The organism is Tropicibacter sp. S64 (genome assembly GCF_049803835.1).
In the GTDB taxonomy this organism is placed as follows: Bacteria; Pseudomonadota; Alphaproteobacteria; order Rhodobacterales; family Rhodobacteraceae; genus Pacificoceanicola.
On the sequence record NZ_JBNAGK010000003.1, the window covers coordinates 302,040 to 328,674 of the forward strand.

General features: G+C 66.4%; 24 protein-coding genes. 16 read left to right on the plus strand and 8 right to left on the minus strand.

Going from position 1 to position 26,635, the window contains the following annotated elements; genetic code table 11:
* The first annotated feature begins 236 nt into the window (after nucleotides 1-236).
* The 3 genes from lpxC to recN all read left to right on the plus strand — a co-directional run bounded on the left by lpxC (nucleotide 237) and on the right by recN (nucleotide 3,927).
* Entirely contained in the window at nucleotides 237-1,163 is a 927-nt protein-coding gene (gene lpxC, locus ACP159_RS07160) for a UDP-3-O-acyl-N-acetylglucosamine deacetylase (RefSeq protein ID WP_425098969.1), read from the plus strand.
* A 218-nt stretch (nucleotides 1,164-1,381) separates the two neighbouring features.
* Nucleotides 1,382-2,236, plus strand: a complete 855-nt coding sequence (locus ACP159_RS07165; RefSeq protein ID WP_425098970.1) for an outer membrane protein assembly factor BamD — start codon at nucleotides 1,382-1,384, stop codon at nucleotides 2,234-2,236.
* Between the two features lie 38 nt (nucleotides 2,237-2,274).
* Nucleotides 2,275-3,927 carry a DNA repair protein RecN gene (gene recN / locus ACP159_RS07170; RefSeq protein WP_425098971.1) on the plus strand — a complete coding sequence of 551 codons (1,653 nt, stop codon included), beginning with the start codon at nucleotides 2,275-2,277 and terminating at the stop codon, nucleotides 3,925-3,927.
* Nucleotides 3,928-4,143: 216 nt separating this feature from the next.
* On the opposite strand, the gene ACP159_RS07175 is transcribed toward recN, so the two are convergent.
* The gene (locus ACP159_RS07175) at nucleotides 4,144-5,517 is read right to left on the minus strand and encodes an FAD-binding oxidoreductase (RefSeq protein ID WP_425098972.1); all 1,374 of its coding nucleotides are present in this window, start codon (nucleotides 5,515-5,517) and stop codon (nucleotides 4,144-4,146) included.
* A 72-nt stretch (nucleotides 5,518-5,589) separates the two neighbouring features.
* On the opposite strand from ACP159_RS07175, the gene ACP159_RS07180 reads away from it, so the two are divergent.
* Nucleotides 5,590-7,269, plus strand: coding sequence for a chloride channel protein (locus tag ACP159_RS07180; RefSeq protein ID WP_425098973.1), 1,680 nt, complete (start codon nucleotides 5,590-5,592; stop codon nucleotides 7,267-7,269).
* Between the two features lie 161 nt (nucleotides 7,270-7,430).
* Nucleotides 7,431-7,778, plus strand: a complete 348-nt coding sequence (locus ACP159_RS07185; protein WP_425098974.1) for a hypothetical protein — start codon at nucleotides 7,431-7,433, stop codon at nucleotides 7,776-7,778.
* Between the two features lie 57 nt (nucleotides 7,779-7,835).
* Here the strand turns inward: ACP159_RS07185 and ACP159_RS07190 are convergent, their stop codons facing one another.
* Nucleotides 7,836-8,891, minus strand: a complete 1,056-nt coding sequence (locus tag ACP159_RS07190; protein WP_425098975.1) for an ETX/MTX2 family pore-forming toxin — start codon at nucleotides 8,889-8,891, stop codon at nucleotides 7,836-7,838.
* A gap of 302 nt (nucleotides 8,892-9,193) precedes the next feature.
* Between ACP159_RS07190 and ACP159_RS07195 the strand changes: the two genes are divergently transcribed.
* Both ACP159_RS07195 and ACP159_RS07200 read left to right on the plus strand, forming a co-directional pair.
* Nucleotides 9,194-9,697 (plus strand): CHAP domain-containing protein, encoded by a 504-nt coding sequence (locus tag ACP159_RS07195; protein ID WP_425098976.1) that lies wholly within the window; start codon nucleotides 9,194-9,196, stop codon nucleotides 9,695-9,697.
* Between the two features lie 9 nt (nucleotides 9,698-9,706).
* The gene (locus tag ACP159_RS07200; protein ID WP_425098977.1) at nucleotides 9,707-10,300 is read left to right on the plus strand and encodes a hypothetical protein; all 594 of its coding nucleotides are present in this window, start codon (nucleotides 9,707-9,709) and stop codon (nucleotides 10,298-10,300) included.
* Here ACP159_RS07200 and ACP159_RS07205 read toward each other — a convergent pair.
* Nucleotides 10,297-11,547 carry an MFS transporter gene (locus ACP159_RS07205; RefSeq protein WP_425098978.1) on the minus strand — a complete coding sequence of 417 codons (1,251 nt, stop codon included), beginning with the start codon at nucleotides 11,545-11,547 and terminating at the stop codon, nucleotides 10,297-10,299. The genes ACP159_RS07200 and ACP159_RS07205 overlap by 4 nt on opposite strands.
* 102 nt (nucleotides 11,548-11,649) lie before the next feature.
* Between ACP159_RS07205 and ACP159_RS07210 the strand changes: the two genes are divergently transcribed.
* From ACP159_RS07210 to ACP159_RS07225, 4 genes are read left to right on the plus strand one after another with little or no spacing between them, the layout of a single operon-like run.
* Nucleotides 11,650-12,345, plus strand: coding sequence for a precorrin-6A/cobalt-precorrin-6A reductase (locus tag ACP159_RS07210; RefSeq protein ID WP_425098979.1), 696 nt, complete (start codon nucleotides 11,650-11,652; stop codon nucleotides 12,343-12,345).
* Entirely contained in the window at nucleotides 12,327-12,971 is a 645-nt protein-coding gene (locus tag ACP159_RS07215) for a DNA-3-methyladenine glycosylase family protein (RefSeq protein ID WP_425098980.1), read from the plus strand. Before ACP159_RS07210 ends, ACP159_RS07215 begins: the two co-directional genes overlap by 19 nt.
* Entirely contained in the window at nucleotides 12,968-13,396 is a 429-nt protein-coding gene (locus ACP159_RS07220) for a hypothetical protein (RefSeq protein ID WP_425098981.1), read from the plus strand. Before ACP159_RS07215 ends, ACP159_RS07220 begins: the two co-directional genes overlap by 4 nt.
* Nucleotides 13,397-13,399: 3 nt before the next feature.
* Nucleotides 13,400-14,065, plus strand: a complete 666-nt coding sequence (locus ACP159_RS07225; RefSeq protein ID WP_425098982.1) for an alpha/beta hydrolase — start codon at nucleotides 13,400-13,402, stop codon at nucleotides 14,063-14,065.
* 93 nt (nucleotides 14,066-14,158) lie between these two features.
* Here the strand turns inward: ACP159_RS07225 and ACP159_RS07230 are convergent, their stop codons facing one another.
* From ACP159_RS07230 to ACP159_RS07250, 5 genes are all read right to left on the minus strand, one after another.
* Nucleotides 14,159-15,007, minus strand: a complete 849-nt coding sequence (locus ACP159_RS07230) for a DUF1963 domain-containing protein (RefSeq protein WP_425098983.1) — start codon at nucleotides 15,005-15,007, stop codon at nucleotides 14,159-14,161.
* Between the two features lie 74 nt (nucleotides 15,008-15,081).
* A complete protein-coding gene (locus ACP159_RS07235; RefSeq protein ID WP_425098984.1) occupies nucleotides 15,082-15,591 on the minus strand; it encodes a bactofilin family protein in 510 nt (169 codons plus the stop codon).
* On the minus strand, nucleotides 15,581-16,894 hold the full coding sequence (locus ACP159_RS07240) for a DUF5930 domain-containing protein (RefSeq protein ID WP_425098985.1): 1,314 nt from the start codon (nucleotides 16,892-16,894) through the stop codon (nucleotides 15,581-15,583). The genes ACP159_RS07235 and ACP159_RS07240 overlap by 11 nt, the downstream gene beginning before the upstream one ends.
* 201 nt (nucleotides 16,895-17,095) lie before the next feature.
* Nucleotides 17,096-17,908, minus strand: coding sequence for a ferritin-like domain-containing protein (locus tag ACP159_RS07245; RefSeq protein ID WP_425098986.1), 813 nt, complete (start codon nucleotides 17,906-17,908; stop codon nucleotides 17,096-17,098).
* Between the two features lie 148 nt (nucleotides 17,909-18,056).
* The gene (locus tag ACP159_RS07250; RefSeq protein ID WP_425098987.1) at nucleotides 18,057-18,506 is read right to left on the minus strand and encodes a peroxiredoxin; all 450 of its coding nucleotides are present in this window, start codon (nucleotides 18,504-18,506) and stop codon (nucleotides 18,057-18,059) included.
* Between the two features lie 82 nt (nucleotides 18,507-18,588).
* Here ACP159_RS07250 and ACP159_RS07255 point away from each other — a divergent pair, with 82 nt between their 5' ends.
* From ACP159_RS07255 to lpdA, 5 genes are all read left to right on the plus strand, one after another.
* Nucleotides 18,589-21,861 carry an AsmA-like C-terminal region-containing protein gene (locus tag ACP159_RS07255; RefSeq protein WP_425098988.1) on the plus strand — a complete coding sequence of 1,091 codons (3,273 nt, stop codon included), beginning with the start codon at nucleotides 18,589-18,591 and terminating at the stop codon, nucleotides 21,859-21,861.
* 46 nt (nucleotides 21,862-21,907) lie between these two features.
* On the plus strand, nucleotides 21,908-22,954 hold the full coding sequence (gene queA / locus ACP159_RS07260) for a tRNA preQ1(34) S-adenosylmethionine ribosyltransferase-isomerase QueA (RefSeq protein WP_425098989.1): 1,047 nt from the start codon (nucleotides 21,908-21,910) through the stop codon (nucleotides 22,952-22,954).
* A 198-nt stretch (nucleotides 22,955-23,152) separates the two neighbouring features.
* A complete protein-coding gene (locus tag ACP159_RS07265) occupies nucleotides 23,153-24,421 on the plus strand; it encodes an MFS transporter (RefSeq protein ID WP_425098990.1) in 1,269 nt (422 codons plus the stop codon).
* 116 nt (nucleotides 24,422-24,537) lie between these two features.
* A complete protein-coding gene (locus tag ACP159_RS07270) occupies nucleotides 24,538-25,116 on the plus strand; it encodes a DUF924 family protein (RefSeq protein ID WP_425098991.1) in 579 nt (192 codons plus the stop codon).
* Between the two features lie 118 nt (nucleotides 25,117-25,234).
* The gene (gene lpdA / locus ACP159_RS07275; RefSeq protein ID WP_425098992.1) at nucleotides 25,235-26,629 is read left to right on the plus strand and encodes a dihydrolipoyl dehydrogenase; all 1,395 of its coding nucleotides are present in this window, start codon (nucleotides 25,235-25,237) and stop codon (nucleotides 26,627-26,629) included.
* The last annotated feature ends 6 nt before the right edge of the window (nucleotides 26,630-26,635 follow it).

Consider the following 26,635-nt stretch of genomic DNA (forward strand, 5'->3'; position numbering starts at 1 on the left):
AGGCGAGAGCGATCAATTGATAGCGGAAACGCCCCCGGAAGAGGGGGCGTTTTTTCGTTTATGGACAATGGGTTCCGAGAAGTTTTCCACAGGACGGCGAGGTTCCGCGCAGAGTGTGACAGTCATGTTTCACTTGGTTGCAATACTTGATTTGAGGAAACGCCCCGACCTGCGTATCTCACTCACAACGCCGGATCCGTGGGGGGTCCGCGCCTTGAGACAACAGGGGCCATCCCGTGCAGACAACCATTCGCAGTGCAGTCAGCTTTGACGGCGTCGGACTTCATTCCGGCGAACCGGCACGCCTGACCATCCGCCCGGCGTCCGCAAACCATGGCATCTGGTTCAAGCGCACCGACATCGCCCTTGGCAACACGCTGATCCCCGCCCGTTTCGATGCCGTGGAAACCTCGCCGCTCTGCACGCTGATCCGCAACGAGGCGGGCGTGTCCGTCTCGACCATCGAACACGTGATGGCCGCGCTGGCGGGCTGCGGCGTGCACAACGCGCTGGTGGAGATCGACGGGCCGGAATGCCCGATCCTCGACGGCTCCTCGCGGCCCTTCGTCATGGGCATCATGCAGCGCGGCGTGCGCCGCCTGCGCGAGGCGGTCACCGCCATCGAGATCCTGAAGCCGGTGATGGTGGAGACGGCGGCGGGCTGGGCCCGGCTGTCGCCCGCCGAGGGCAGCTTCATGCATTTCCACATCGACTTCGTCGACGCAGCGATCGGCGTGCAGGACAAGCGTCTGAACATGGCGAACGGCACTTTCGTGCGCGAACTCTGCGACAGCCGCACCTTCTGCCGCGCCTCCGACGTGGACGCGATGCACAAGGCGGGCAAGGCCCTTGGCGGCACGTATGAGAACGCCGTGGTGGTGGACGGGGACAAGGTCCTCTCGCCGGGTGGCCTGCGCCACAAGGACGAGGCGGTGCGCCACAAGATGCTGGACGCACTTGGCGACATCTCCCTCGCGGGGGCGCCGATCATTGGTCTCTACGAGGGCCACAAGGCCGGCCACGCCCTGACCAACGCGCTGCTGCGCGCGGTTTTCGCCGATCCGGCGGCCTTCCGCATGGTCACCTGTAACGCGACCATGGCCGCCCGTCTGCCGGGCGCCGGGGTGGAAATGGACGAGGTCATCACCACCGCCGTGGCCTGACCCGGCTCTCAAGGCTGCGGAATGACCGGATTTTCCCTGCAGACGGCACCTTCGGGTGCCGTTTCGCGTTGTCGCGCCGTGCATGTCGAACACGTCTTGGCAACTCCCTGCCACAAAACGCGCTTAAGACATTTTGCACCGGAATTTTCTGTGCTAAGCCCAATCGAAAGGCGGCCCGGAAACGGGTGGTCTCGATTGGGTTCGGGAGACGGTCAAGCATGACGGCAGCGAGCAGGGCACGGACGTTTGTGATCCTTGGAATGGCGGCTTTGGCCATGGCGGGCTGTGACCAGCTCCAGCGCAAAGGCGTGGCACCGGGCGGCGGATCGCTCGAAGGCTATACCGCCAAGCAGATCTACGAGCGCGGCGAATACGAGATCGAGAAGAAGGACAACGAGGAAGCGGCGTTGTTCTTTGCCGAGGTCGAGCGCCTCTATCCCTATTCGGAATGGGCCAAGCGTGCCCTGATCATGCAGGCCTTTGCCTATCACTCCGACAAGGATTACGAGAACAGCCGGGCCGCCGCGCAGCGATTCATCGACTTCTACCCGGCGGATGACGACGCCGCCTATGCCCAGTACCTGCTGGCGCTGTCCTACTACGACCAGATCGAGGAAGTGGGCCGTGACCAGGGGCTGACCTTCCAGGCACTGCAGGCGCTGCGCGTGGTGATCGAACGCTACCCCGACAGCGAATACGCCCGTTCCGCCATTCTCAAGTTCGACCTGGCCTTCGACCACCTTGCGGCGAAGGAGATGGAAGTTGGCCGCTACTATCTCAAGCGCGACCATTTCGGCGCGGCGATCAATCGCTTCCGGGTGGTGGTGGAGGATTTCCAGACCACCTCGCATACGCCGGAAGCGCTGCACCGTCTGGTCGAAGCCTATCTCTCGCTCGGCCTCGTCGAAGAGGCGCAGACGGCTGGCGCGATCCTCGGCTACAACTACCAGTCGACCGAATGGTACGAGGACAGCTACAAGTTGCTGACCGGGCAGGGGCTGGAGATGAAGATGTTCGGCAACAGCTGGCTGAGCCAGATCTATCGCCAGATGATCAAGGGCCAGTGGCTTTAAGGATGGTGGGTTGAAAACCCACCCTACGGACAGTTCCGATGCTGCGCGCCCTTGAAATCCGCGACATGCTGATCATCGACCGGCTGGACCTCGGCTTCCAGCCCGGTCTCAACGTGCTGACCGGGGAGACCGGAGCAGGCAAGTCCATCCTGCTGGATTCGCTCGGCTTCGTCCTCGGCTGGCGCGGCCGCGCGGACCTGGTCCGGCGGGGTGCGGAGCAGGGCGAGGTGACGGCGGTCTTCGACCTGCCGGAGGGACACGCCGCGCGGGCGGTGCTGGAAGAGGCCGGACTGCCGGTCTCGGACGAGCTGATCCTGCGGCGGGTGAACACCGTCGATGGCCGCAAGACCGGCTGGATCAATGATCGCCGGACCTCGGGCGAGGTGCTTCGGCGGCTGTCCGAGACCCTGGTGGAACTGCACGGACAGCACGACGACCGCGGCCTGCTCGATCCGAAGGGACACCGGGACATCCTCGACCTGTATGGCGATCTGGAAGCGGTGCAGGCCCCGGTGCGCGCGGCGTGGAGGGCGCGGAGCGAGGCCCGGCGGGCGCTGGACAAGGCTCGGGCGGCACTGGCCGAGGTCCAGGCCGAGGAGGACTTCCTGCGCCATGCGGTGGCGGAGCTGACCAAGCTGGACCCGCAGCCGGGAGAGGAAGCGGAGCTGGACACCAGGCGGCGGACCATGCAGTCGGCGGAGAAGATCCGCGACGACATCGCGCAGGCGTCGAATGCGCTGGGATATGACGGGGCGGAAGGGGCCATGGCAAGCGCGTTGCGCTGGCTGGACGGCGCGGCCGAGAAGGCGGACGGGCGGCTGGACGCGCCGCTGGCCGCGCTGGCCCGGGCCATGGCGGAGCTGGACGAGGCCGCCCGGGGCGTCGCCGATTGCCTCGATGCGCTGGAGTTCAACCCGGCGGACCTCGAGGATTGCGAGGAGCGGCTGTTCGCCCTGCGCGGACTGGCCCGCAAGCACCAGGTGATGCCGGACGAACTGCCGGGGCTGAGTGCGCGCCTGTCTGCGCGGCTGGAAGCGCTGGACGCCGGGGAAGCGCGGATCGCCGATCTGGCGCGGGCGGTGCAGGAGGCGGATGCGGCATACGACGTGGCGGCCGCGGCCCTGACCGGAGCGCGGCGGGCGGCGGCGGAGCGGCTCGATGCGGCGGTGGCAAGGGAACTGGCCCCGCTGAAGATGGAGCGGGCGGTCTTCGTGACCGAGGTGTCAGAGGCGCCGGCAGGCGCAGATGGCCGCGATGCGGTGCAGTTCACCGTGGCCACCAACCCCGGCGCGCCGTCCGGACCGCTGAACAAGATCGCCTCGGGAGGGGAATTGTCCCGGTTCCTGCTGGCGCTGAAGGTCTGCCTGCGCCTGGCGCAGGGCGGCGGCGCGACGATGATCTTCGACGAGATCGACCGTGGCGTCGGCGGCGCGACGGCGGATGCGGTGGGGCGGCGGCTCAAGGCGCTGGCCGAGGGGGGGCAAGTGCTTGTGGTCACGCACAGCCCGCAGGTCGCGGCGCTTGGCGGGCATCACTGGCGGGTGGAAAAGCGGGTCAGCGACGAGGTGACCACCTCGGTGGTGACGCCGCTCGGAAAAGCGGACCGCGAAGCGGAGATCGCGCGGATGCTGGCGGGCGATACGGTGACCAGAGAAGCGCGGGCGGCGGCGCGTGCCCTGCTCGAGGGCTGATCCCGTCCGACCCGGGTGAAGATCTTGCCGGAACAAAATCTTGTTCGGGGCTCTGCCCCGGCCTGCGGCCTCCCCGAGGGTATTTGTGGACCAAAGAAGCCCGGGGTCCGCTTCACGCCCTCCCATGTCACCCGGGAATGACTGGGATGTCTGTCTCTGGTCCTGAAAAAAACTTCAGGGAGGCGCCGAAGGCGACGGGCGAAACCCCTGCCGACGTCACGCGCCCCGCACGACTTTCCCCGGGTTCATCAGACCCTTCGGATCAAGCGCCCGCTTGATGTCGCCCATAACGTCCCAGCCGTCGCCGTGTTCCGCTTCCATCAGATCCGTCTTGCCCATGCCGATGCCGTGTTCGCCGGTGCAGGTGCCGCCGAGCATGATCGCGCGTTCGCCCATGCGATGGGACAGCGCCTTGGCGGTGTCGAACTGTTCGGGGCGGGCGGGGTCGATCAGCAGGATCGCGTGGAAGTTGCCGTCGCCGACATGCCCGAGGATCGGGCCGCGCAGGGAGGAGGCGGCGATGTCGTTCTGGGTCTCTTCGACCGCCTGGGCCAGGCGCGAGATAGGCACGCAGATATCCGTCACCACCGCCCGAGCGCCGGTCTGGGAGGCGAGGATCGCGTAGTACCCGTTATGCCGCATGGCCCAGAGCGCACGGCGTTCCTCTTCCCGCGTGGACCAGCGGAAGCGCGAGCCGCCGTGGTCGGCAACGATCTCGGCGAAGCGTTCGGCATCCTGCCGCACGCTTTCGGCCGAGCCGTGGAACTCCACCATCAGGTGCGGCGCCGTTTCCATGTCGCTGCCGGCGTAGGCGTTGAAGGCACGGGCGGTGTCCGCGCAGGCAAATTCGATGCGGGCCATCGGGATGCCCATCTGGATGGTCTCCTGCACCGCCTCGACGGCGCTGCCCATGTCGGGGAAGGCGCAGATTCCCGCGCTGGTGGCTTCCGGCACGCCGTGCAGGCGCAGCGTCAGTTCGGTGACGAGTCCCAGCGTTCCTTCCGAGCCGACGAATAGCGCCGTCAGGTCATAGCCCGCCGCCGATTTCCGCGCCCGCGTGCCGGTGTGGATCACCCGCCCGTCTGCCAGCACCGCGCGCAGGCCAAGAACATTGTCCCGCATCGTGCCGTAGCGCACCGCCGTCGTTCCGGATGCCCGGGTCATCGCCATGCCGCCGAGCGTCGCGTTCGCGCCGGGATCGACCGGAAAGAACAGCCCCGTAGCCCGCAGTTCCTCGTTCAGGGCTTCGCGGGTCACGCCGGGCTGCACGGTCACGTCCATATCCGCCTGGCGGATTTCCAGCACCTTGTTCATGCGGGTGAAATCGACGACGACGCCACCCTTCACCGCCAGACCGTGACCCTCCAGCGAGGTTCCGGCACCCCAGCCGATCACCGGCACGCCATGCCGGGCGCAGATCTGCACGATCCTCCGGACCTCCGACTCGGATTCCGGGTAGGCGACGGCATCGGGCAGGGTCTCCGGAAAATAGCTTTCGGAATGGCCATGTTGCGTCAGATCGGACTTGGAACGGCTCAGGCGTTCGCCTAGGACATGGGAAAGGTCTTCCAACGCCGCCGTAATCTGCATGACTCTCTCCCGAATGTGTTAACGCACTTTAGCGTCGGGACGCGGCGGTTGGAAGTCGCGGGATAAGGGGACGTGCATTTGTGGAGCTTTCTGGGCAAGCAGGTCCGACTTGGCGCTGTAAGCTTCTCGCGCGGCTGGGTTCTGCTGCGGCACAAGGGCCCCTCGCAGATCCAGTTCTGGTTCATCGCGCTTGGTCTCGGGATCGCCTCCGGCCTCGCGGCCATCGGTTTCCGCTGGGCCGTCGAGGCGCTGCAGGCGCTGGTCTATGGCACGCGGGACGTCAACGCGCTGCACAGCTTTGCCGAGCATCTTCCATGGATCTGGGTGCTGCTGATCCCGGCGTTCGGCGGCGTGGTGGTGGGGATTATCCTGCAGCATTTCACCCCGGATGGCCGGGTGCGCTCGGTTGCCGATGTCATCGAGGGCGCGGCGCTCGGCGATGGCCGGGTGGAGAAGAAGGCGGGCATCGCCTCCGCGCTCTGCTCGATGGTGACGCTGTCGACCGGGGGCAGCACGGGGCGCGAGGGGCCGGTGGTGCATATCGCCGCGATGTTCGCCAGCTGGATCGCCAATACCCTGCGGGTGGATGGCGTGACCGGACGCGATCTTCTCGGCTGTGCCGTCGCGGCGGCGGTCTCGGCCAGTTTCAACGCGCCGATTGCCGGGGCGCTGTTCGCACTGGAGGTGGTGCTGCGGCACTTCGCCCTGCACGCCTTCGCGCCCATCGTGGTGGCCAGTGCGGCGGGCACCGTGATCAACCGGCTGGTGTACGGCGACGTGACCGAGTTCGTCCTGCCGGGCACAACCACCGTGGAATTCTACCTCGAACTTCCGGCGTTCTTCCTGCTTGGGCTGATCTGCGGATTGGTGGCGGTGATCACCATGCGGGCGATCTTCTTCGCCGATGACGTGGAAACCGCCTTGCAGAACCGGCTCGGTCTGCCGCGCTGGTTCCGGCCGGCGGTGGCGGGGCTGCTGCTCGGGGCCATCGCCATCTGGTTCCCGCATATCATTGGAGTCGGCTATGAGACAACGAGCCGGGCGTTGTCGGGCGGGCTTTTGCTGCACGAGGCCTTCGTCTTCGCGGTGGTGAAGGTGGCGGCGGTGGCGATCACCATGGGCGGGCGCATGGGCGGCGGCGTATTCTCGCCCTCGCTGATGATCGGGGCGCTGACCGGGCTGGTATTTGGCCATATCGCCACGGGCCTCTTCCCGGAGGCGTCCTCGGCCTTCACGCTCTATGCGCTGGCGGGCATGGGGGCGGTGGCGGCTTCGGTGCTGGGGGCGCCGATCTCGACCACGCTGATCGTCTTCGAGCTGACCGGAGACTGGCAGACCGGCCTTGCGGTGATGGTCAGCGTGTCGATGTCCACGGCGCTGGCCTCGCGGCTGGTGGACCGCTCGTTCTTTCTCAGCCAGCTGGAGCGGCGCAACGTGCACCTGGCCGCCGGGCCGCAGGCTTACCTGCTGGCGATGTTCCGGGTGCAGGGGGTCATGCGCAAGGTGGATGACGAGAAGGCGGCGGACGAGCAGACCTGTCACGAGATGATCGGGCAGGGGCTTTACGTGCTGTCCTCCGCCACGCTGGAGACGGCGCTGCCCCGGTTCGACAAGAGCGGCGTGGCCTTCCTGCCGGTGGTGACGCTGGAGGAGGACGGCACGCCTATCCTGCAGGGAGCGCTGTTCCACCTGGACGCGCTGAAGGCCTACAACCGCGCCCTCGCGGCAACGGCGGCGGAAGAGCATTCCTGACAGTCGGGCGCAGTGCAGGCGGTCTGCCAGTGGCGGGCGTGAGCCAATTTCCTATCCTTACGGTTGTATAATTTTGCAATCTATGGTAGAGTACACTCTATCACCCAAACCATTGTCTTCCTTTATTCATGGAGAGTGTCATGCCCGCTCGCTATTCCCGAATGCTATCCAAATTCCGTATCTGCCTCGTTTTGATCGTGGGACTCACGGTTTGCCCGATGTCCGCTCTGGCGCAGGAGACATCGTCCGGCGACGGCGGTTATGACGGCAAGCGACCGGCGCCGTTGCGTGGGGTCGCGATCATCGGCCAGAACTTCACCGCCATTCCCACGGTCGACACCAGCGTCACCTTCTGCTGTGACGGCTGCGGCAGCAGTCCCGATGCGCCAAGCGGATCGGGCGGTGTGCTCTGCACCGGCTGTACAGGCGGCGGAGGCCCGGTATCCTGCCCCAGCAACACCATCCGCGTGACCTGCGCCGACGACATGCAGGGATGCCCGGTGGAATGACCGGATGCGCCCGGGGGGCTATCCCCGGGCGCCTCTTAGCGGCTCAAGGCATGGCCGTCAGGCCGGGAACAGGGCGACCTTGACCGGCTGGACAACCGTAACCGGCACGGTCTCCGCCTCGATGCCGAGCAATTCGCCGGGCACGTGGCAGGTCACCGGAATGTTGAGCTTGGTCACGCCTTCGATCCCCGCCAGCGGCAGTTTCATGGACGCCTTGCCGACCACCGTGTCGAAACCCGGCACGTCCGGGATCATGGCGACACTCACGATCAGCGGCCGCTCCGGGTTCTCCTCGAAACCGAAGGGCTCGTCGAGCCGTGCGCCCTGCACGCCGCTCAAGGCCACCTTTGACCGGAAGTCCAATCCCAGACCCGCGGCGGAGGCCAGCGCCACCCGGGGCCGCCCGGTCTGGAGCCGTGCCGCATTGGCGGTCTGCACCCGGCAGGGCGGGTTGCAGCCCATGGCGGGGCTGGCCTGATAGCCGCCCCGGATCGCGTGCCCCATGACCCCCGAGAAGGTGCCGGTGATCGGCACGTCGAAGTCGAGATCCATGTCGTACTCGGGATCCGGCCACATCGGGATGTTGACGCTGTAACTGACGTTGCCCTTGATGTTCACCATGGCGACGACCTGTCCGGAGACCTCGGTCATCCAGATCTCCCGCGTCGCCCGCACCCGCTGGCAGGGGGGGATCACCACCGGACTGCCGGCTTGCGAGACGGTCTTCGTGTTGCTGACGCTGTGGGTCGCGCTCGCGGTCAGGTCGACCCCGAGGCTGCGCGTGGCTCCCACGGTCAGCCCGCCGGGGATCGCCAGCGACCCGGTCACCACATTGCCCCAGCTGACCTTGCTGCCGAAGGTGACGGAAAAGCTCTCGGTGTGCTGCTCGCTGTAGGCCGGAAAATTCTCGGTCTGCTGCACGCCGGTGCAGTTGGTCTTGTCGATCGTGTCGACGACCTTCAGGCGCACCGGGCGGATGCTCGGCTGTCCGACGAGGCGAAAGCTCTTGATGGTGACGGTGACCCCGGAGAGGTCGAAGTCGTACATGTCCTGATCGAACCCGAACTGCCGTTCGGCCTCGAACTCGATTTCATAGTCAACGTCCAGATCCATGGAACCAATCCCTTCCTGAAGAAATGTTTTGAAAAAAGAGAAACGCTCAACTTTCGCGAGTATAGCGGAAAACGGCCCTTTCTTGAAGCGCGCATGTCCGAGGGGCGTGGTCCGGGGCGGCTGCGCATCTTCTGCACGAAAGAGGCGGATTTTTGCCTATTGTTTCCCAAGACACTTTGAATAAACCAATTTCACGGTAAACACGCTGTTAAGTTACACAACGTGACAGGCGCGTGATGACCTCTCAGACCTCTTCCCGGACCCTTCGCAGGACCCTTGGCCTCGGACTTCTCGTTGTTGGCATGGCGCTGACCTCGGCCTGTTCGAAGCCGGTGCGGCACAAGGCGGACATCGTCGTGGGTATCCCGGACGGGCTGGATCTGGAAAAGCGGGCCTTTGCGCTGAGCGAGGTGCGGGCGCTGCAGAACGCGGGTCGCCGCGTCTGGTGTGTGCCCTTCGCGCGCAATGCCTCCGGCATCGCGATCCGTGGTGACGCGCACACCTGGTGGGCCTCGGCCAAGGGTCTGTACGAACGCAGCTCGCAGCCGCTGGTCGGCGCGGTCATGTCCTTCCGTTCGACCAGTGGGATGGCGCTCGGTCATGTCGCCGTCGTCTCCAAGGTGGTCTCGGACCGCGAGGTGCTGATCGACCACGCCAACTGGTCGCGCAACAAGGTCTCGCTCGGGATGTCGGTGATCGACGTGTCCGACAACAACGACTGGACCCGCGTGCGCGTGGAATCCACCCCCGGTGCCTATGGCAAGACCTATCCGGTCAACGGCTTCATCTACCCCGATCACAGCTGATCCGGGCGCGTGCTCGCTGCCGTCTGGGACCTTCTGGGATCGCGCCTGTCGGAGGTGACGGTCTCGCCCGGGCGGCTTGAGATCTTCTCCACATCCATCGGCTTCGTGCGATTCTGGCTCATCCTGGGACTGCCGCTGCTTGGCCTGATCCTGGTCGACGGGGTGCGCAAAGGCACCGTGTCGCGCAATCTGCCGGTGGCCGGTGTTCTCGGCGTCTGCCTCGCGGTGGTCTGCGGCTTCGGCTACAGCGCGATGAGGTTGGACGGCACGCGGGAGAGCGACAGCCTCATGCTGACGCGCTGGACAGTCCTCGGCGCCCGGCAGGAGCTGGTGCCGCTGGCCGGGCTGCGGTCCGTCGATCTCGCCTCGGGCACGATCAAGGCCGCGACCCGGAACGGCACGCCCGTCGGATCGGACAGGACCGGATATTTCGTGCGCCTCGTGACCGACGCGCGGCACTCGGTCGAGGCCACGCCGATGTCGGCGCGGCATGGCAGGGAGCGGTCCGTGGTGGTGATCCGGGAGTTGCTGGCTTTTCTCGACGAGCACCCGGCGCTGCAGGGCCGGGCGCTGAAGACCAATCTCGACCGGCTGGGACTTTAGACCGTCGTCGGCTCGTCCTTCGGACGAAGCACCAGCCAGATCAACGCGCCGCCGGCTAGCACCAGGAACGGCGCCATGGCGAGGTTCACGGCGGTCCAGCCCTCCTGTGCCGTGCCGCCGGAGCAGTTCATCAGCCCGCCGGAAGACAGCGAGGCAAAGGTCACGCCGCCGAACACCAGAAGGTCGTTCAGGCCCTGCATCCGGCCGCGCTCATGCGCCTCGTGGGCGCCCGCGAGCATGGTCGTCGCGCCGATGAAGCCGAAGTTCCAGCCGATCCCCAGCAGTACGAGGGCGATGAAGAAGTTCTCCAGCGCCACCCCGGAAAGCGCCACCGCGCCCGCCCCGGCGAGGATGACGAGGCCGGTGGCCATGATCTTTTCGACGCCGAATTTCGCGATCATCTGTCCGGTGAAGAAGCTCGGCAGGAACATGGCGACCACATGGGCCGAGACCACGTCGGCGGCGGTGTTCTGCTCGAAGCCGCAGCCGACCACGGCCAGCGGCGTCGAGGTCATCACGAGGTTCATCAGCGCGTAGCTGACCATGGCGCAGATGACTGCCACGGCGATGCGCGGGGTTTTCAGGAGTTCGAGACGCGTCCGGCCCCGGGGTGCGTCCAGCGACGGCACCGGCGGCTTGGGGATGTCGAGCAGCAGAAACAGCCCGGAGCCGAGGACGTTGAGCAGGATGACAAAGAGGTAGATGCCCGCGAAGGAGCTGACCACTGCGGAGGGGCTGTCGATCAGCCCGTTGCCGAGCTTGCCCAGCTGCGGGCCGAGGAAGGCGGAGATGAGGCCGCCCGCCATGACGTAGGAGATCGCCTTCGGCCGGAAGTCGTCGGAGGCGGTGTCGGCGGCGGCGAAGCGGTAGAAGCCCTGCGCGGACATGTACATGCCGGTGCAAAGCGAGCCGATCAGGAATATCGGGAAAGAGCCGAGGTAGAGCCCGGTGAAGCAGATGATCCCGCCAAGCGCCCCGCCCGTGGCCCCGGCCCAGAACCCGGCACGGCGGCCATGCTTTTGCATCAGCGCCGAGAGCGGCGTCGCGGAGAGCATCGAGCCCAGCACGATCAGCGAGATCGGCAGGGTGGCAAAGCACGGGTTCGTGGTCAACGCCTGACCGGCCAGCCCGCCCACCGTGAAGATCATCGGCATCTGCGCGCCGAGGATGGCCTGTGCGAGCACCAGAACGGCGACGTTGCGTTTGGCCTTGGCGTTGTCAGCGGGGGAGGCGGTCATATCGGTCATGCGGAATGCGTATTGTCTGCGCCGCTTCCGGGCAAGCCCCTGCCGTGCCGCTTGGTACAATATAATTGTGCCTCGCAGCGGCGCCGGGTAGGGCTGGGCGCGATGAAGGATGTTCTGATCATCGGTGGCTCGGCGGAAGCGCGGGCCCTGGCGTTCGCTCTGCCGGGGGCGGCGGTGCTGTTGCCACAGGGCGAGCGCGTTGTAGGGCGCTGGCCGGGGGCGGTGTCGCGCGGTCCGCTGACCGCGGAGCGGCTGGCGGGTGTGCGGGCTGTCATCGAGGCGGCGCATCCCTGCGACGACGAGACGGCTTTCGCGGTGGCGCGGGCCTGCACAGCGGCTGGGGTGCCAAACTTGCAGCTGGTCCGGCCCGCGTGGCGTGCCGGGGCGCGGGACCGCTGGGTGCCGGTGCGGTCGGTGGCCGGGGCGCGGCGGGTGATCCCGGTTGGCGCTAGGGTGCTGGTGACCACGGGGCGCGACCTGCTGCCGGGGCTGCGCGGGATCCGGGCGCATTGCCTCGTGCGCCGGATCGGCGCTGGCCCGGAGCGGTTCCCGCTCAGCTTTGGCCGGTATCTTTGCGATGAGGGGCCGTTCTCCGTGGCGCATGAAATCGGACTTTTGCGCAGGGAACGGGTCGACTGGTTGCTGATGCGCAATGCAGGCGGGCCGGGGGGCTGGCCCAAGCTGGCGGCGGCGCGGTCGCTTGGCGTGCCGGTGGCCATGGTGGATCGCCCGACGCGTCCAGGCGGGCCGCGTGTGACAACGGTAGAGGAGGCGCTGGCATGGCTGGAACGGGTTTGAACGAGCGGGTGATCGTGTCGGACGGCTGCATCCGCGAGGGCGCGGACTGGCTCGCGGTCCGGCATCCGCGCTTTGCCCATGCGCTGGAGCGGACCGGCCCCTTGCCGCTGCGCCTGCGGCCCGACGGCTTCGGGCAACTGCTGTCGGCCATCGTCAGCCAGCAGGTCAGCGTCGCGTCGGCCCGGGCGATCTGGGGCAAGCTCGAAGCGGCAGGCATGGTCACGCCGGAGGCGATCCTCTCGGTGACGGAGGACGACCTGCGCGGGCTTGGCCTGTCCCGGCAGAAGGCTGCCTATGCACGGGCGCTGGCGGCGGCGGGGATCGACTATGACGCCCTGCGGGATGCCGCCTCCGGCGAGGTGGTGAAGACCCTGACGGCGGTGAAGGGCATCGGCATCTGGACGGCGGAGATCTACGCGATGTTCAGCCTCGGCCGCGCCGATGTCTTTGCCCCCGGCGATCTGGCCTTGCAGGAGGGTGCGCGGGTGCTGTTCGACCTGCCGGAGCGCCCGAAGGAAAAGGCTCTGCGGGCAATGGCCGGGGATTGGTCGCCGTGGAGATCGGTTGCGGCCCGCATCCTCTGGGCCTACTACCATGTGGAGAAGAACCGGGAGGGTCTGGCGTGAGACCGGGTGCATGTGTCGTCATTCTTGTGCCCCTGCTGGCGGGGCATGCTGCCCTCGCCGGGTTCGAGACGCCGATGCGCTGCTCCGGGCCGCTGCTGTTCTACAACGACGATGGCAGTTTCGAGACCTACGCGCTGGAACTCGACCTCGGACCGCAAAGCTACTCCATCCGGTCGAAGAACATCCGCGAGTCGGAGATCATCACCGATGCGGGTGCGTGCGGCGACTATCTCACGGCGGATGGCTGCCGCCATGCCTGGACCAATGCGGACAGCGGGTCGCATGAATATTACGATTTCCGGATGGAATCCCGGGACGACGGCGGGTACGCCTACAGGGAGACTTGGTGGGACGGGTACTCGGGTGAGACGGTCCTGCATTGCGTGGCCCTCGACGCGGCCGCGCCGGAACCGACAGGAGAGTGACGCATGACACGAGTGTTGAACACGGGGCGCAAGGCGCCGGTATCGGGAGACCTGCGCTCTTGCGTGGTGTTCCTGCATGGCTACGGCGCAAACGGCGCGGACCTGCTCGGTCTCGCCGATCCGCTGGGCGAGCATCTGTCCGACACGCTCTTCGTCGCGCCGGATGCGCCCGAGCGCTGCGCCGGATCGCCCATGGGTTTCCAGTGGTTCCCGATCCCCTGGATCGACGGCTCCTCCGAGGAAGAAGCGCGATCGGGCATGGCGCGGGCAGTCGATGACCTCAACGCCTTCCTCGACGCTCTGATGGTGGACGAGGACCTGATGCCGGAGCAGGTGGCTTTGGTGGGGTTCAGCCAGGGCACCATGATGAGCCTGCACGTCGCGCCGCGCCGGGAGGATGAGCTTGCCGGGGTGGTGGGCTTCTCCGGGCGGCTGCTGGAGCCGGAACTTCTGACGGACGAGGTCGTCTCGCGGCCTCCGATCCTGCTGGTGCATGGCGATCAGGATGACGTCGTTCCGCCGCAATCCCTGCCGCAGGCAGCGGAAGCGCTGCAGGAGGCGGGCTGGAAGGAAGTCTATGCCCACGTCATGAAAGGCACCGCGCATGGCATCTCGCCCGACGGGCTTGGCGTGGCGCTGGCCTTCCTGCGGGACAAGTGCAAGTTCTGAAAGGGATTTGTTTGTTGCGAGGTTGGAGGCCGCCCGTACCGGGCGGCTTTGGGGTATTTTGACCAAGAAGAAGCCGGGGGCGCGGTGCCCCGCTCAGTCGGTGTCCGCGATCAGGATGCTGCGCTCGAAGCGGCGGGCCCTGAGGTCTCCGCTGCCGATCAGGATGGCGAAGTTCATGTCCGGGACATCGAAGCCCTCGAATGCCGTCAGGTTCAGCACGCAGCGATCATAGGCGCGAGCGTCTTCGAAAACGCTGCGCTGGTCCATTTGCAGCGGCGAGGCGTAGCCGCCGATCTGGAGCCCGGCGGGGTCGGAGTCGGCGAAGACGTGCATCGTGAGCTCATACATGTCGATGCCACCATCGCCGTGGGTTTGTACGAGGGAATGGAGCTTTGTGGCGATGTCTTGCGCGTGCCAATTGGTGTCCGGCGGGATCATGGCCTCCTCGCTATAGAGAGTGAGGGCGGTGGCGGTGGTCTCATAGCCTTCGGCGGTGATCGGGTAGTCCGCCTTCGGTCTCTCCCAGGCGGTTTCCACCAGCGGCGTTCCTTCCGGATGGTAGACAAGGGCGAAGCCGTCACCCTGCACGATGGGAAAGCGGTCCTCGCGCGGAAAGCGACCGTCCCTGAAGATGATGGCGTGTTCGTTGACCATGTTCGACAGGAAGACCTGCAACAGCCCGTCCGCCGGGAAGTCCGGCAGCGCCGGGAACTCGGCAAGGTTCAGTTGCAGGAGGAAATGCATCGCTTTGCCATGGCGATCCAACGGCAGCGTCCGGCCCACCGGCCAGGCGACGGAGCCTCCGGCGCGGCTGGTCATCAGGCCGGTCTCGCCGCCTTCGATAAGGTCGAAACCGAGGGCAGGGCGGGCGCGGCTGGTGAGTTCCGCCTTCAGGGCGTTCAGCGCCTGGGCATTTGCTTCAAGAAAGTCTTCGAGCGTCATGACATGGTCCAAGGCAAGAAAAAAGCCGCCCCGGATGCCGGGACGGCCTGAATTCCTTCACGCGGGATGCGCGGTTAGCCCTGCGGGGCCTGCGGCGCGGCGGGCGCTGCCGGAGCGGGCTTCTTGCCGCCGGAGAGCGGATCGTCCTGACGCTGCACGGAGCCTTCGAAATGCGCACCGCTCTCGATCGCGATGGTCTTGTGGATGATGTCACCCTCGACCCGCGCAGTCGCGGTCAGGCGGACCTTCAGGCCACGCACGCGGCCCACGATGCGGCCGTTGACCACGACGTCATCGGCGATCACCTCACCCTTGATCGTGGCGCTCTCGCCGATGGTCAGCAGGTGTGCGCGGATGTCGCCCTCCACGGTGCCCTCGACCTGAATGTCGCCGGTGGTGCGGATGTTGCCGGTGATGTGCAGATCGCTCGACAGCACGGAGGCCGGCGGTTTGGCCTTGGGGGTGGCCGGCTTGGCGAAGTCGCCCATCGGCGCCCGGGGAGTCTCGGAGGGGGCTGCGGGCTTCGCCGCGCTCGACTCGTCGGCCTTGTTGCCAGGTTCGTTGATTTTGCTTTTAGAAAACATCGTTCGCAGCCTTGATGTAGATCATCGGATTGACAGGTTTGCCGCCGACGCGGACCTCGTAGTGAAGATGGGTCCCGGTCGACCGTCCAGTGTTCCCCATATCACCAACACGCTGCCCGCGCGAGACCCTTTGGCCAACCTTCACGCGAATTTTCGACATGTGGGCATAGCGGGTCTCGATACCGAACTCGTGCTGGATCTTGACCAGGCGGCCATAGCCCGAGGACCAGTCTGCGTGGGTGACGACGCCGTCGGCGGTGGCATAGATCGGTGTGCCATGCGGCGCGGCGAAGTCCGTGCCCGCGTGCAGGCGGCCCCAGCGGTAGCCGAAACCGGAGGTGAAGCGGAAGGCATCCTTGAGCGGCGTGGCGAACGGCGCCTTCTGCGCCGCGATGCGGTAGAGGTTCAGCCGGTCCATCTCGCCGAGGATGCGGTTGGCCCGGGTGGTGTCGGCGGAGGGTTCTTCGCCCCGGGTCGAGAACGACAGCGGTGTCAGCGGCCCGCCTTGGCCGGAGTAGCCCTTGCGCACCTGGCTCAGGATGGCGTCCGGGTCCATGCCGGCCTTCTCGAACATCTTGTCGAGCGGCTTGACCGACACGGTCATCGCCTCTTCGAGCTGGCGGAAGATGCGGTCGTTCTTCTCTTCCATCTGCTCGATCTCGGCCTGCATCTCGGCGGCGCGGATCAGGGCGGCCTGGGCATCCGCGACCACCTTGTCACGTTCGGCGGCGGTCTGCGCGAGGGCTTCCGAGAGGAAATCCATGGTGCTGTCGCCCTCGGCGGCGGCGCTGGCTACGGCGGTTCCGCCGTTCTGCAGGTCCTCCTCCAGCGCGGCAAGGCGCTTGGCGACGGTTTCCCGCTCCTTCATGGTGTCGCGCAGGGTGGTCTGGATCACGTCGATCCCGGTCGCAAGTTCGCGGCCCCGGGTCTCGCTGTCGAGCAGCTCGCTCTGCATCACGGAGATCTGGCGCAGCGCGGCATTGAAGCGCTCCTGCGCGGCGAGCGCTTCGGCGGCGCGCTTGTCGCGCTCCTCGGAGAGGGCGTTGAGGCGCTGCTGGTAGGTGATCTGCTCGCGCCGGGCCTGTTCGCGGAAGTTGCCGGAGCCTATGGAGTCCATCAGCAGGATCGCGGTTGCCACGATGGTCCAGGAGACGACGACGGCGGAGCCGGCAAAGGCGAAGGCCTGGGTTTCGGGGCGCAGGCGGATGAAGCGGGTGTCGGTATCGGAGCGGAGAAAAAGTCGGCGTTCCGGAAAGAAGCGCTCGAGAAGCGCGTGGGTCTTGATGGCCAGACGTGTTCTCACCGATGCGTTCCTTGTGTGTCCCATCCCACAAATGGACACGCAACCCTCCCCCGAGGCCCGGCACATCCACCGGATCGGGCTTAGCCAGCGAATGCCCGTTCCGCAAGCATTTTGCCCGGATTGATTCGGTTCCGGCGGCGGTGTGTTGCCCAAATGGCAAAAATCCGCCGATATCCAACGGCTTCGCACCTGTCCTTAAGGTCAGGTTTCGGCGGCAAGAGGCCAGTAGAAGTCCGGCGGCAGACCGGCCTCGGCGCGCTTCTCCTCGTTGAACGGCGGTTTCAAGGGGCCGTGGAAATATTTCCGCACCAGTGCATGAAAGACAACAACGGGGTCGAGCTCGTGCCGCCCGCAGAGGAAATGGAACCACTTGGAGCCGTAGGCGACATGGCTGACCTCCTCGGAATAGATGGTTTCGAGCGCGGCTACGGCACTGCCTGCGCCCGCCTTGCGGAACAGCGCGATCATCCCGGGCGTCACGTCCAGCCCCCGTGCCTCCAGCACCATGGGCACCACCGCGAGCCGGCCTTGAAGATCGTCCACCGTATCCTCCGCCGCCCGCCACATCCCTGCATGGGCGGGCAGGGCACCGTAGAAGCTGCCCAGTTCTTCGAGGCAATCGCACATCAGGTTGAAATGCTTGCTCTCCTCGTCGGCGGCCCGGACCCAGTCATCGTAATACCCCATGGGCATCGGCACATGGGCAAACCGCGGGATGATGTCCCAATGCAGGTCCACCGCGTTCAGTTCGATATGCGCCACGGCGTGCAGAAGCGCGATGCGGCCCTGCGGGCTGCCGGGCTTGCGCTTCGGCACGTCGCGCGGATCGAGCAGCGCGGGCCTGTCCGGGCGCGACGGCCGCAAGGGCGGCTCCGCCGCGCCGACCTCCAGCCGCGTCCCGGCCTCCCGCGCCGCGAACCACCGCGCCGCATACGCCCGCGACTTCGCCGTCTTCTCGCGCCCGTCTGCCGTGGTCAGCACATCCACCGCCATCTCGCAAAGCGTCATCGCCATGGCGCACCACCCTTGTCTTCTTTGGTCCTGAAATACCGCGGGGGAGCCCCGCAGGGGCGTGGGGGCAGAGCCCCCGCAGCGCGCAAAGCGCGCTTCGCGCGTGCCGCAGGCACGCGCCGGTCGCCGCGCGTCAGCGCGGCGAAACCCCTCACAGCGCCGTCGCCGCCTCCAGCACCTCTTCCGCGTGGCCCGGCACCTTGACCTTGCGCCACGCCTTGAGCACCGCGCCATCGGCCCCGATCAGGAAGGTCGAGCGCTCGATCCCCATGAATTTCTTGCCGTACATGGACTTCTCCGCCCAGACACCGAAATCCTCGCAAAGCGTCCCGCCCTCGTCGGAGATCAGCGGCACGGTCAGCGCCTTCTTCTTCATGAACTTCTCGTGGCTCGCGATGCTGTCCTTCGACACACCGAAGACCTTCACGCCGAGGGCGTCGAAATCGCCCTGCAGCCCGGTGAAAGCCTCGTTTTCCAGGGTACACCCGGAGGTATCGTCCCGGGGGTAGAAGAACAGCACGAAGGGGGTTCCCTTCAGCGCGGCGAGCGAAACATCGCCGCTGGTCGAGGGCAGGTCGAAGTCGGGACAGGTTTCGGTCATCTTCGGGTGTCTCCTTGCATCACATGCGTTAAGGTAAGATCAAAATTGAGCACAAGAATAAACCCCCGAGGCGGCCGTTCCAGTGAGTGAGGTCCAACCTGCAAGAAAAAAGCGTCGCAGCCTGCGCAGGCGGCTGGGGTTCGTCGCCGTGCCGCTCGCGGTGCTGGCGCTGCTGCTGCTCGGGGCCTACGTGGCGCTGGCCAATCCGGTTGCCGCGCCGGACTGGCTGCGTGCGCGGATCGAGGCGCGCATCGACGAGGCGGTGCCGGGCGCGCGCATCAACTTCGGGCGCATGAGCGTTGCGCTGTCCCGGCAGGGGCAGCCGCGGGTCATCCTCTGGGACGTCGACCTGCGCAACGCCCTCGGCGAGCCCATCGCCGCGCTGTCGGACATCGAGGCAGGTTTCGCGCCTCTGGGCTTGCTCAAGGGCGAGCTGCAGCTGCAGAGCGCCCGCGTCTCCGGCGCCTTCCTGACCATGCAGCGGGACGCGAACGGCACCTTCGGCCTTGCGCTCGGGGATGTTTTCGCCGCCGGCACGCAGGCCCCGGACATCCCGCAGATCCTGACCCGGATCGACGCGGTCATGGCCGACCCGCGCCTCGCCGCGCTGGACGAGTTCGAGGCGGACGCGCTCACCGTACGCTACGAGGACATCCGGGCGCGGCGGGGATGGACGGCCGACGGCGGGCGGATCCGGCTGGCGCGGGAGGCGGGCAGGCTACAGATCTCCGGCGACGTGGCAGTGCTCGGTGGCGGCAACCGGGTTTCCACCATTCAGGTCAGCGCCGAGAGCCCCATCGGCGCGCCGACGCTGGAATTCGGTCTGCGCCTGACCGACCTGTGGTCGCGGGACATTGCCACGCAGTCGCCCGCGATGGCCTGGATGGACCTGCTGGACGCGCCGATCTCGGGGGCGGTGCGCTCCGGGCTGAATGCCGAGGGGCGGCTGCTGCCGCTCAACGCGACCCTGCAAATCGGTGCGGGCGCGTTGCAACCGAACCGCAACGTCACGCCGATTCCCTTCGACGGGGCGCGGACCTATTTCACCTATGACCCGGACAGCGCGACCCTGCGCTTCGACGAGGTCTCCGTTACGTCTGACGAACTGGACGTCAGCGTCGAGGGCAAGGCCGTGCTGGAGGGCTGGGAGAATGGCTGGCCCACCGGGCTGACGGCGCAGGTGAGCTTGCCGAAGATCGCTCTGGCGCAGACGCCGTTGCTGGACCGACCCTTGACCCTCGACGGGGCGGAGGCCGCGTTCCGGCTGGATTTCGCGCCTTTCGCGCTCACGCTGGGCGAGTTGCGGCTCAAAGGCGCGGACCTGCCGCTGCGGGCGTCGGGGCGGCTTGGGGCCTATTCCGACGGCTGGCAGGTGGCGCTCGATGCGCGGCTGCCGCAGACCAGCAAGGCGCAGGTGCTGAGTTTCTGGCCGGAGGCGCTCATCCCGAACACCCGCGACTGGGTCTCGCGCAACATCCTTGGCGGCCGCATCCACGACGCCCGCTTTGCCCTGCGCATGGAGCCGGGCGGGAAGCCGGTGCCCTATCTCGATCTGCAATTCTCGGATGGCTCCGTGCGCTACACGCCGTTCCTGCCGGAAATCACCGGCGGTGTCGGGCGCATGACCATCAATGGCAAACGCCTCGCGCTTTACCTCGATCAGGGGCACAGCGATGCCGGGCAGGGTGGCCCGATCGACCTCGGCGGCTCGCAGTTCATCATACCGGACGTCAACGCCCGCCCGGCTGTCGGCGTGGTGGATCTGAAGGCGGCGGGGAGTATCACCGCCGGGCTGGCCTTCATCGACAACGAGCGCTGGCAGGTGCTGACCAAGGCCGGGCGCGATGTTTCGGTGGCCACGGGCCGCGCCGAGGTGACCGGCGAAATTGCCGTGCCGTTCCAGAAGGGCCTGACGCTGGACGACATTTCCCTGCGGCTGGAGGGTGTGCTGCGCGACGTCAAGAGCGAGAGCCTTGTCCCCGGGCGGGTGCTGAGCGGCGCGCGGCTGGACATGGCGCTCGACAAGGAGGCCGTTGTACTGCGCGGGCCGGTGGAGCTGTCGGGTGTGCCCGCCACCGGCACCTGGCGGCAGCCGCTCGACGGCGGAGCCGGACGGGTAACGGCGGATGTGACGGTGACGGACAGGACTCTCCGCGCCGCCGGGATCACGCTGCCCGAGGGCATGGTCGGCGGTCAGGGCACGGGCAAGCTCGACCTGACACTGGCAAAGGGCGCGGCGCCGTCCTTCACCGTGACCTCCGATCTGGCCGGGCTGGCGCTGCGTATCCCGCAACTGGGCTGGGGGTTGTCCCAGGGCCAGACCGGCCGGTTCCAGATCGCCGGGAGCCTGGGCAAGCCGGTGAAGATCGACGGGCTTTCACTCAGCGGGGCGGGGCTCGAAGGCGACGGCACGCTGGACCTCAGCGACAATGGGACCTTCTCCGCGCTGCGCCTGACGCGGCTCAAGGTGGCGAACTGGCTCGACGTGGCGGCGGTGCTGCGCGGGCGCGGGCCGGGACGCGTGCCCGCGATCGAGGTCAGCGGCGGCCGGGCCGACATGCGCACCGCGCCGTTCGGCGATGGCGGGACCGGGTCCGGCGGCGCGGGGGCGGGCGGTCCGCTGGCGCTCTCGCTCGACCGGCTGCAGGTGACCGACAGCATCTGGCTGTCCAACTTCCGGGGCAATTTCGACACAAGCGGCGGTCTCAATGGCCGGTTCGACGGGCGACTGGGCGGCAATCCCCCGGTGCAGGGCGAGGTGATCCCGCAGGGCGGGCGCAGCGCCTTCCGGATCACCGGGGAGGACGCGGGCGACATTCTCAAGGCGGCGGGCATCCTCAAGACGGTGGAAAACGGCACCTTCTCGCTCGACATGAAGCCTGTCGCGGGGCAGGTGGGCACCTATGACGGGCGCATGACAAGCAAGGGCCCGCGCCTGCGCAATGCGCCCGCCATCGGCGCGTTGCTCGACGCCATCTCCATCGTCGGCCTGTTGGACCAGGCGAATGGGCCTGGCATCTTCTTCTCCGAAGTGGACGCGCGTTTCCGCCTGACGCCCTCCACCGTGATCCTGACGGAATCGAGCGCTGTCGGTCCGTCCATGGGCATTTCCATGGATGGCTATTACGACATGAAGAGCGGGACCATGGACATGCAGGGCGTGCTCTCGCCGATCTACATCCTGAATGGCATCGGACGGCTGATCTCGCGCAAGGGCGAAGGGCTGATCGGCTTCAACTTCAACCTCAAGGGTCCGGTGAGCGGCCCGCGTGTCAGCGTCAACCCGCTCTCCGTCTTCACTCCGGGCATGTTCCGCGACATCTTCCGCCGCCCGCCGCCGAAGGTGGCGCAATAGCGCGGGCTGGGGTAGAGGATCGGTCAACAGACCCCCGCGAGGCCCCATGCAGCTGTCCGACTTCGACTTCGACCTCCCCGATCACCTGATAGCCACACGGCCTGCCAAGCCACGGTCCTCGGCGCGGCTCTTGGTGGCGACGCCGGAGACAATCACCGACGCGCGGGTTTTCAACCTTGTCGACTGGCTGCGGGAGGGCGACCTGCTGGTGCTGAACGACACGAAGGTCATCCCGGCGCGGCTGTCCGGTGTGCGGCGGCGGATGGGCGCCGAGGGCGAGACCGAGGCGAAAATCGAAGTGACCCTTCTGGAGCCGCGTGCGGATGGCTGCTGGTCGGCGCTGGTGAAGCCATTGAAGAAGGTGAAGGACGGCGAGAAAATATTTTTTTCCAAGGATTTGTCCGCCATTGTTGAGGCAAGGGATGAAGGGCAGGGCTTGCTGCGTTTCAACCTCACAGGCGATGATTTCGACGCCGCGTTGAACGCCGCCGGGGCCATGCCGCTACCGCCCTACATCGCCGCCAAGCGCCCCGCCGATGCGCAGGACCGCGAGGATTACCAGACCGTCTGGGCCGAGAAGTCCGGCGCGGTGGCGGCGCCGACGGCGTCGCTGCACTTCGACGAACCGCTGTTGGAAGCGCTCCGCGCCAAGGGCGTGCGGTTCACCCATGTGACGCTGCACGTCGGCGCGGGCACCTTCCTGCCGGTGAAGGTGGAGGACGTCACGCAACACAGGATGCACGGCGAATGGGGCGAGGTGTCGGAGGCGGCGGCGCAGGCGATTGCGCAGACCAGGACCAATGGCAGACGGGTGATCCCGGTGGGCACGACGGCTTTGCGCCTGATCGAGACGGCGGCGCGGAGCGGGACCATCCGGCCCTATCGGGACGTGACCGACATCTTCATCTATCCCGGCTTCGAGTTTCACGTCGCCGATGCGCTGATGACCAACTTCCACCTGCCGAAGAGCACGCTGATGATGCTGGTTTCCGCCCTGATGGGACAAGAGCGCATCCGGCAGATCTATGACCACGCCGTGCGGGAGGAATACCGTTTCTTTTCCTACGGCGACGCGTCCCTGCTGCTGCCCTGACTCGGCCGGTCGCCATGGCCCATCGGGCCATCACGGAAAATTATCGGATTTTCCCTTATGCTGGCGCCGTGCATTTGGTAGGCCACGGTAAATCGACTGTCCCGCGCGCGACACAGGATGTCCGAAACAGTCGCTGATGACAAAGGTTCGCGCAGCGGGGCGCGGTAGGCCTGACAGACAAGACCGGCGAGGGTGCGAATGATCGGGGTACTCAGACAATCCTGGGCGTTGCTGCTGGGCATGCTGCTGCTGATGGTCGGCAACGGCCTGCAAGGCTCGCTCCTCGGTGTGCGCGGCTCGGCGGCGGGATTCAGCGCGGGCACCATGTCCGTGGTCATGTCCGCCTATTTCGCCGGCTTCCTCGTCGCCTCCCGCGTGGTGCCGGGGATGATCCGGCGCGTCGGACATGTGCGGGTCTTCGCCGCGCTCGGCTCTTTCATCTCCGCCGCGCTGATCCTGTTTCCGGCGATCCAGGACCCGTTCGTCTGGACCGCAGGGCGCGTGGTGCTCGGCTTCTGCTTCTGCGGTGTCTACGTGACGGCGGAAAGCTGGCTCAACAATGCCACCACGAACGAGACACGCGGCCAGACGCTCTCGGCCTACATGATCGTGCAGATGATCGGCATCATCGCCTCGCAGGCGCTGCTGATCATTCCGGATGTGAGCGGCTTCCTGCTCTTCGTGATCCCCTCGGTGCTGGTTTCGATCTCCTTCGCGCCCATCCTGCTGTCGATCTCGCCGACACCGGCCTTCGACTCGACCAAACCGATGACCCTGAAGGAACTTTACCGTGTCTCGCCGCTCGGCATGGTCGGCATGTTTCTCATGGGCGGCGTCTTTGCGGCGCAGTTCGGCATGGCGGCAGTCTACGGCACGCAAGCCGGGCTGACCCTCGGACAGATCTCCATCTTCGTCGCGGCCTTCTATGTTGGCGCACTGGTCATGCAGTATCCGCTCGGCTGGCTGTCTGACCGCATGGACCGGCGCAAACTCATCATGCTCGTGGCACTGGTGGGCGGCCTCGCGTCACTGGTCGCGCTGCTTTCGGGGGGCGTGTTCTGGGCCATCGTGGCGGCGGCGGCCGTCATCGGCGGGTGCTCCAACCCCTTGTATTCGCTGCTGATTGCCTACACCACCGACTTCCTCCAGCCGGAAGACATGGCCAGCGCCTCGGCGGGGCTGCTGTTCATCAACGGGCTTGGCGCGGTGGCTGGCCCGCTGATCATCGGTTACGTGATGGAGGTCGTCGGCCCGCAGGGCTTCTTCGGCCTGATCGCGGGGCTCATGGGTCTGGTGACGCTCTATGCGCTCTACCGCATGACACGCCGCCCGGCGGTGCCGGTGGCGGAAACCTCAAGCTACGCGCCCATCAGTCCGAGCGCCACGCCGGTCTTCATGGAAGCGGCGCAGGAATACGCCATCGAAGCGGCGGAAGACGCCGGCACCTCCGGCAAGCCGGATCCATAAGGAAAACCTGACTTTCCAATCGTGTCACCTGTGACAGAATTCGTGATTGTTCCTGCAGGGATGCAGGGGTTAACACTTTTGTAACAGGTGTGAGCGCAAGCGGCGGAGGAGAGGTCATGGCGACGCCCGAGGAAATCCTGGCATTCTGGCTCGACGAGGTCGGCCCGGATGGCTGGTACAAGCAGGAGGAGGCGTTGGACAATGACATTCGCGACCGCTTTCTGGACGATTGGACCGCCGCGATGGAGGGGCGTTTCGGCCTCTGGCTGACCTATCCGAGCGGCACGCTTGCCTACATCATCCTGCTCGACCAGTTCCCGCGCAACATGTTCCGCGGCGATCGCAAATCCTTTGCGTCCGACGCGGTGGCGCTGGCGGCGGCGAAGCAGGCTATCCATCGGGGCTGGGACCTCAAGATCGACGAACCGGCCCGGCAATTCTTCTACCTGCCGCTGATGCATTCGGAGAACGCCTGCGATCAGGACCGCTGCGTGCGCCTGATGATGGAGCGGATGCCGCAAAGTCCGGGCAACCTGCTCCACGCCCGCGTGCATCGCGAGGTGATCCGCCGTTTCGGGCGTTTCCCATATCGCAACGTCGCGCTGGGGCGGACGAACACCGCCGCGGAGCAGCGATTCCTCGATGAGGGTGGCTACGGGGCGATTCTGCGGGAGCTTGAGAAGGTGGCAGCCTGATCCACTCCGAACCGGCAATCTGGCGCCCCGGTCCGCACCGGGGCGTTTTCTTTTGTGGTTTGCGGTGCTTGGGGTCCTGCGCTAGCGTTCATGGGGACATGAAGGCGGGGAGGGCCGGATGAGCGCATCGAGCTTTGACATGATCGTGATCGGCGCCGGGCCGGGCGGCTACGTGGCCGCGATCCGGGGGGCGCAGCTGGGTCTGAAGGTCTGCGTTGTGGAGCGCGAGCACCTTGGCGGCATCTGCCTCAACTGGGGATGCATCCCGACGAAGGCGCTGCTGCGCTCGTCGGAAATTTTCCATTACATGAAGCGGGCCGGGGAATACGGGCTGAAAGCGGACAGTATCGGCTTCGACCTCGACGCCGTGGTGAAACGCTCGCGCGGCGTGGCGAAGCAGCTCAACTCCGGAGTCGGCCATCTGCTTAAGAAGAACAAGGTCACGGTGGTGATGGGCGAGGCCACGCTGCCCGGCAAGGGACGTGTTTCGGTGAAGACCGACAAAGGTGAGCAGGTGCTCGAAGCGCCCGCCATCATCCTCGCCACGGGAGCACGGGCGCGGGAGTTGCCGGGGCTGGAGGCGGACGGCGATCTGGTCTGGACCTACAAGCACGCGCTGCAACCGCCCCGCATGCCGAAGCGGCTTCTGGTCATCGGGTCGGGGGCCATCGGTATCGAATTCGCGAGCTTTTACAGCACGCTGGGGGCCGAGGTTACGGTGGTCGAGGTGATGGAGCGCATCCTGCCGGTGGAGGACGCGGAGATCAGCGCCTTTGCGAAGAAGCAATTCCAGAAACAGGGCATGGACATCCGTGAGGGCTGTTCCGTCACGTCGTTGGAGCGGGGCAAGGGGCAGGTGGTCGCTCATCTGGAGAAAGGTGGCAAAACATCAACCGAGACGTATGATACGGTCATTTCGGCCGTCGGAATTGTCGGAAATGTCGAAGGTCTTGGACTTGACGAACTGGGCGTGCGGGTCGAGCGGACCCATGTGGTGACCGATCCCATGTGCCGCACCGGGATTGACGGGCTTTATGCCATCGGCGACGTCGCGGGGGCGCCCTGGCTCGCCCACAAGGCCAGCCACGAAGGTGTCATGGTGGCGGAACTGGTCGCCGGGGGCCACCCGCATCCGGTCGATCCGGGGAGCATCGCGGGCTGCACCTATTGTCACCCGCAGGTGGCCAGCGTCGGATTGACCGAAGCGAAGGCCAAGGCGCTCGGGCATGACATCAAGGTCGGCCGCTTTCCCTTTGTCGGCAATGGAAAAGCCATCGCTCTGGGCGAGCCGGAGGGGCTGATCAAGACGATCTTCGACGCGAAGACCGGGGCGCTTCTGGGGGCGCATATGGTCGGCGCGGAGGTGACGGAACTGATCCAGGGCTATGTCGTCGGGCGACAGTTGGAGACCACGGAGGAGGACCTGATGAACACGGTCTTCCCGCATCCGACCCTGTCGGAGATGATGCACGAAAGCGTTCTCGACGCCTTTGGCCGGGCGATCCACTTCTGAATCGGA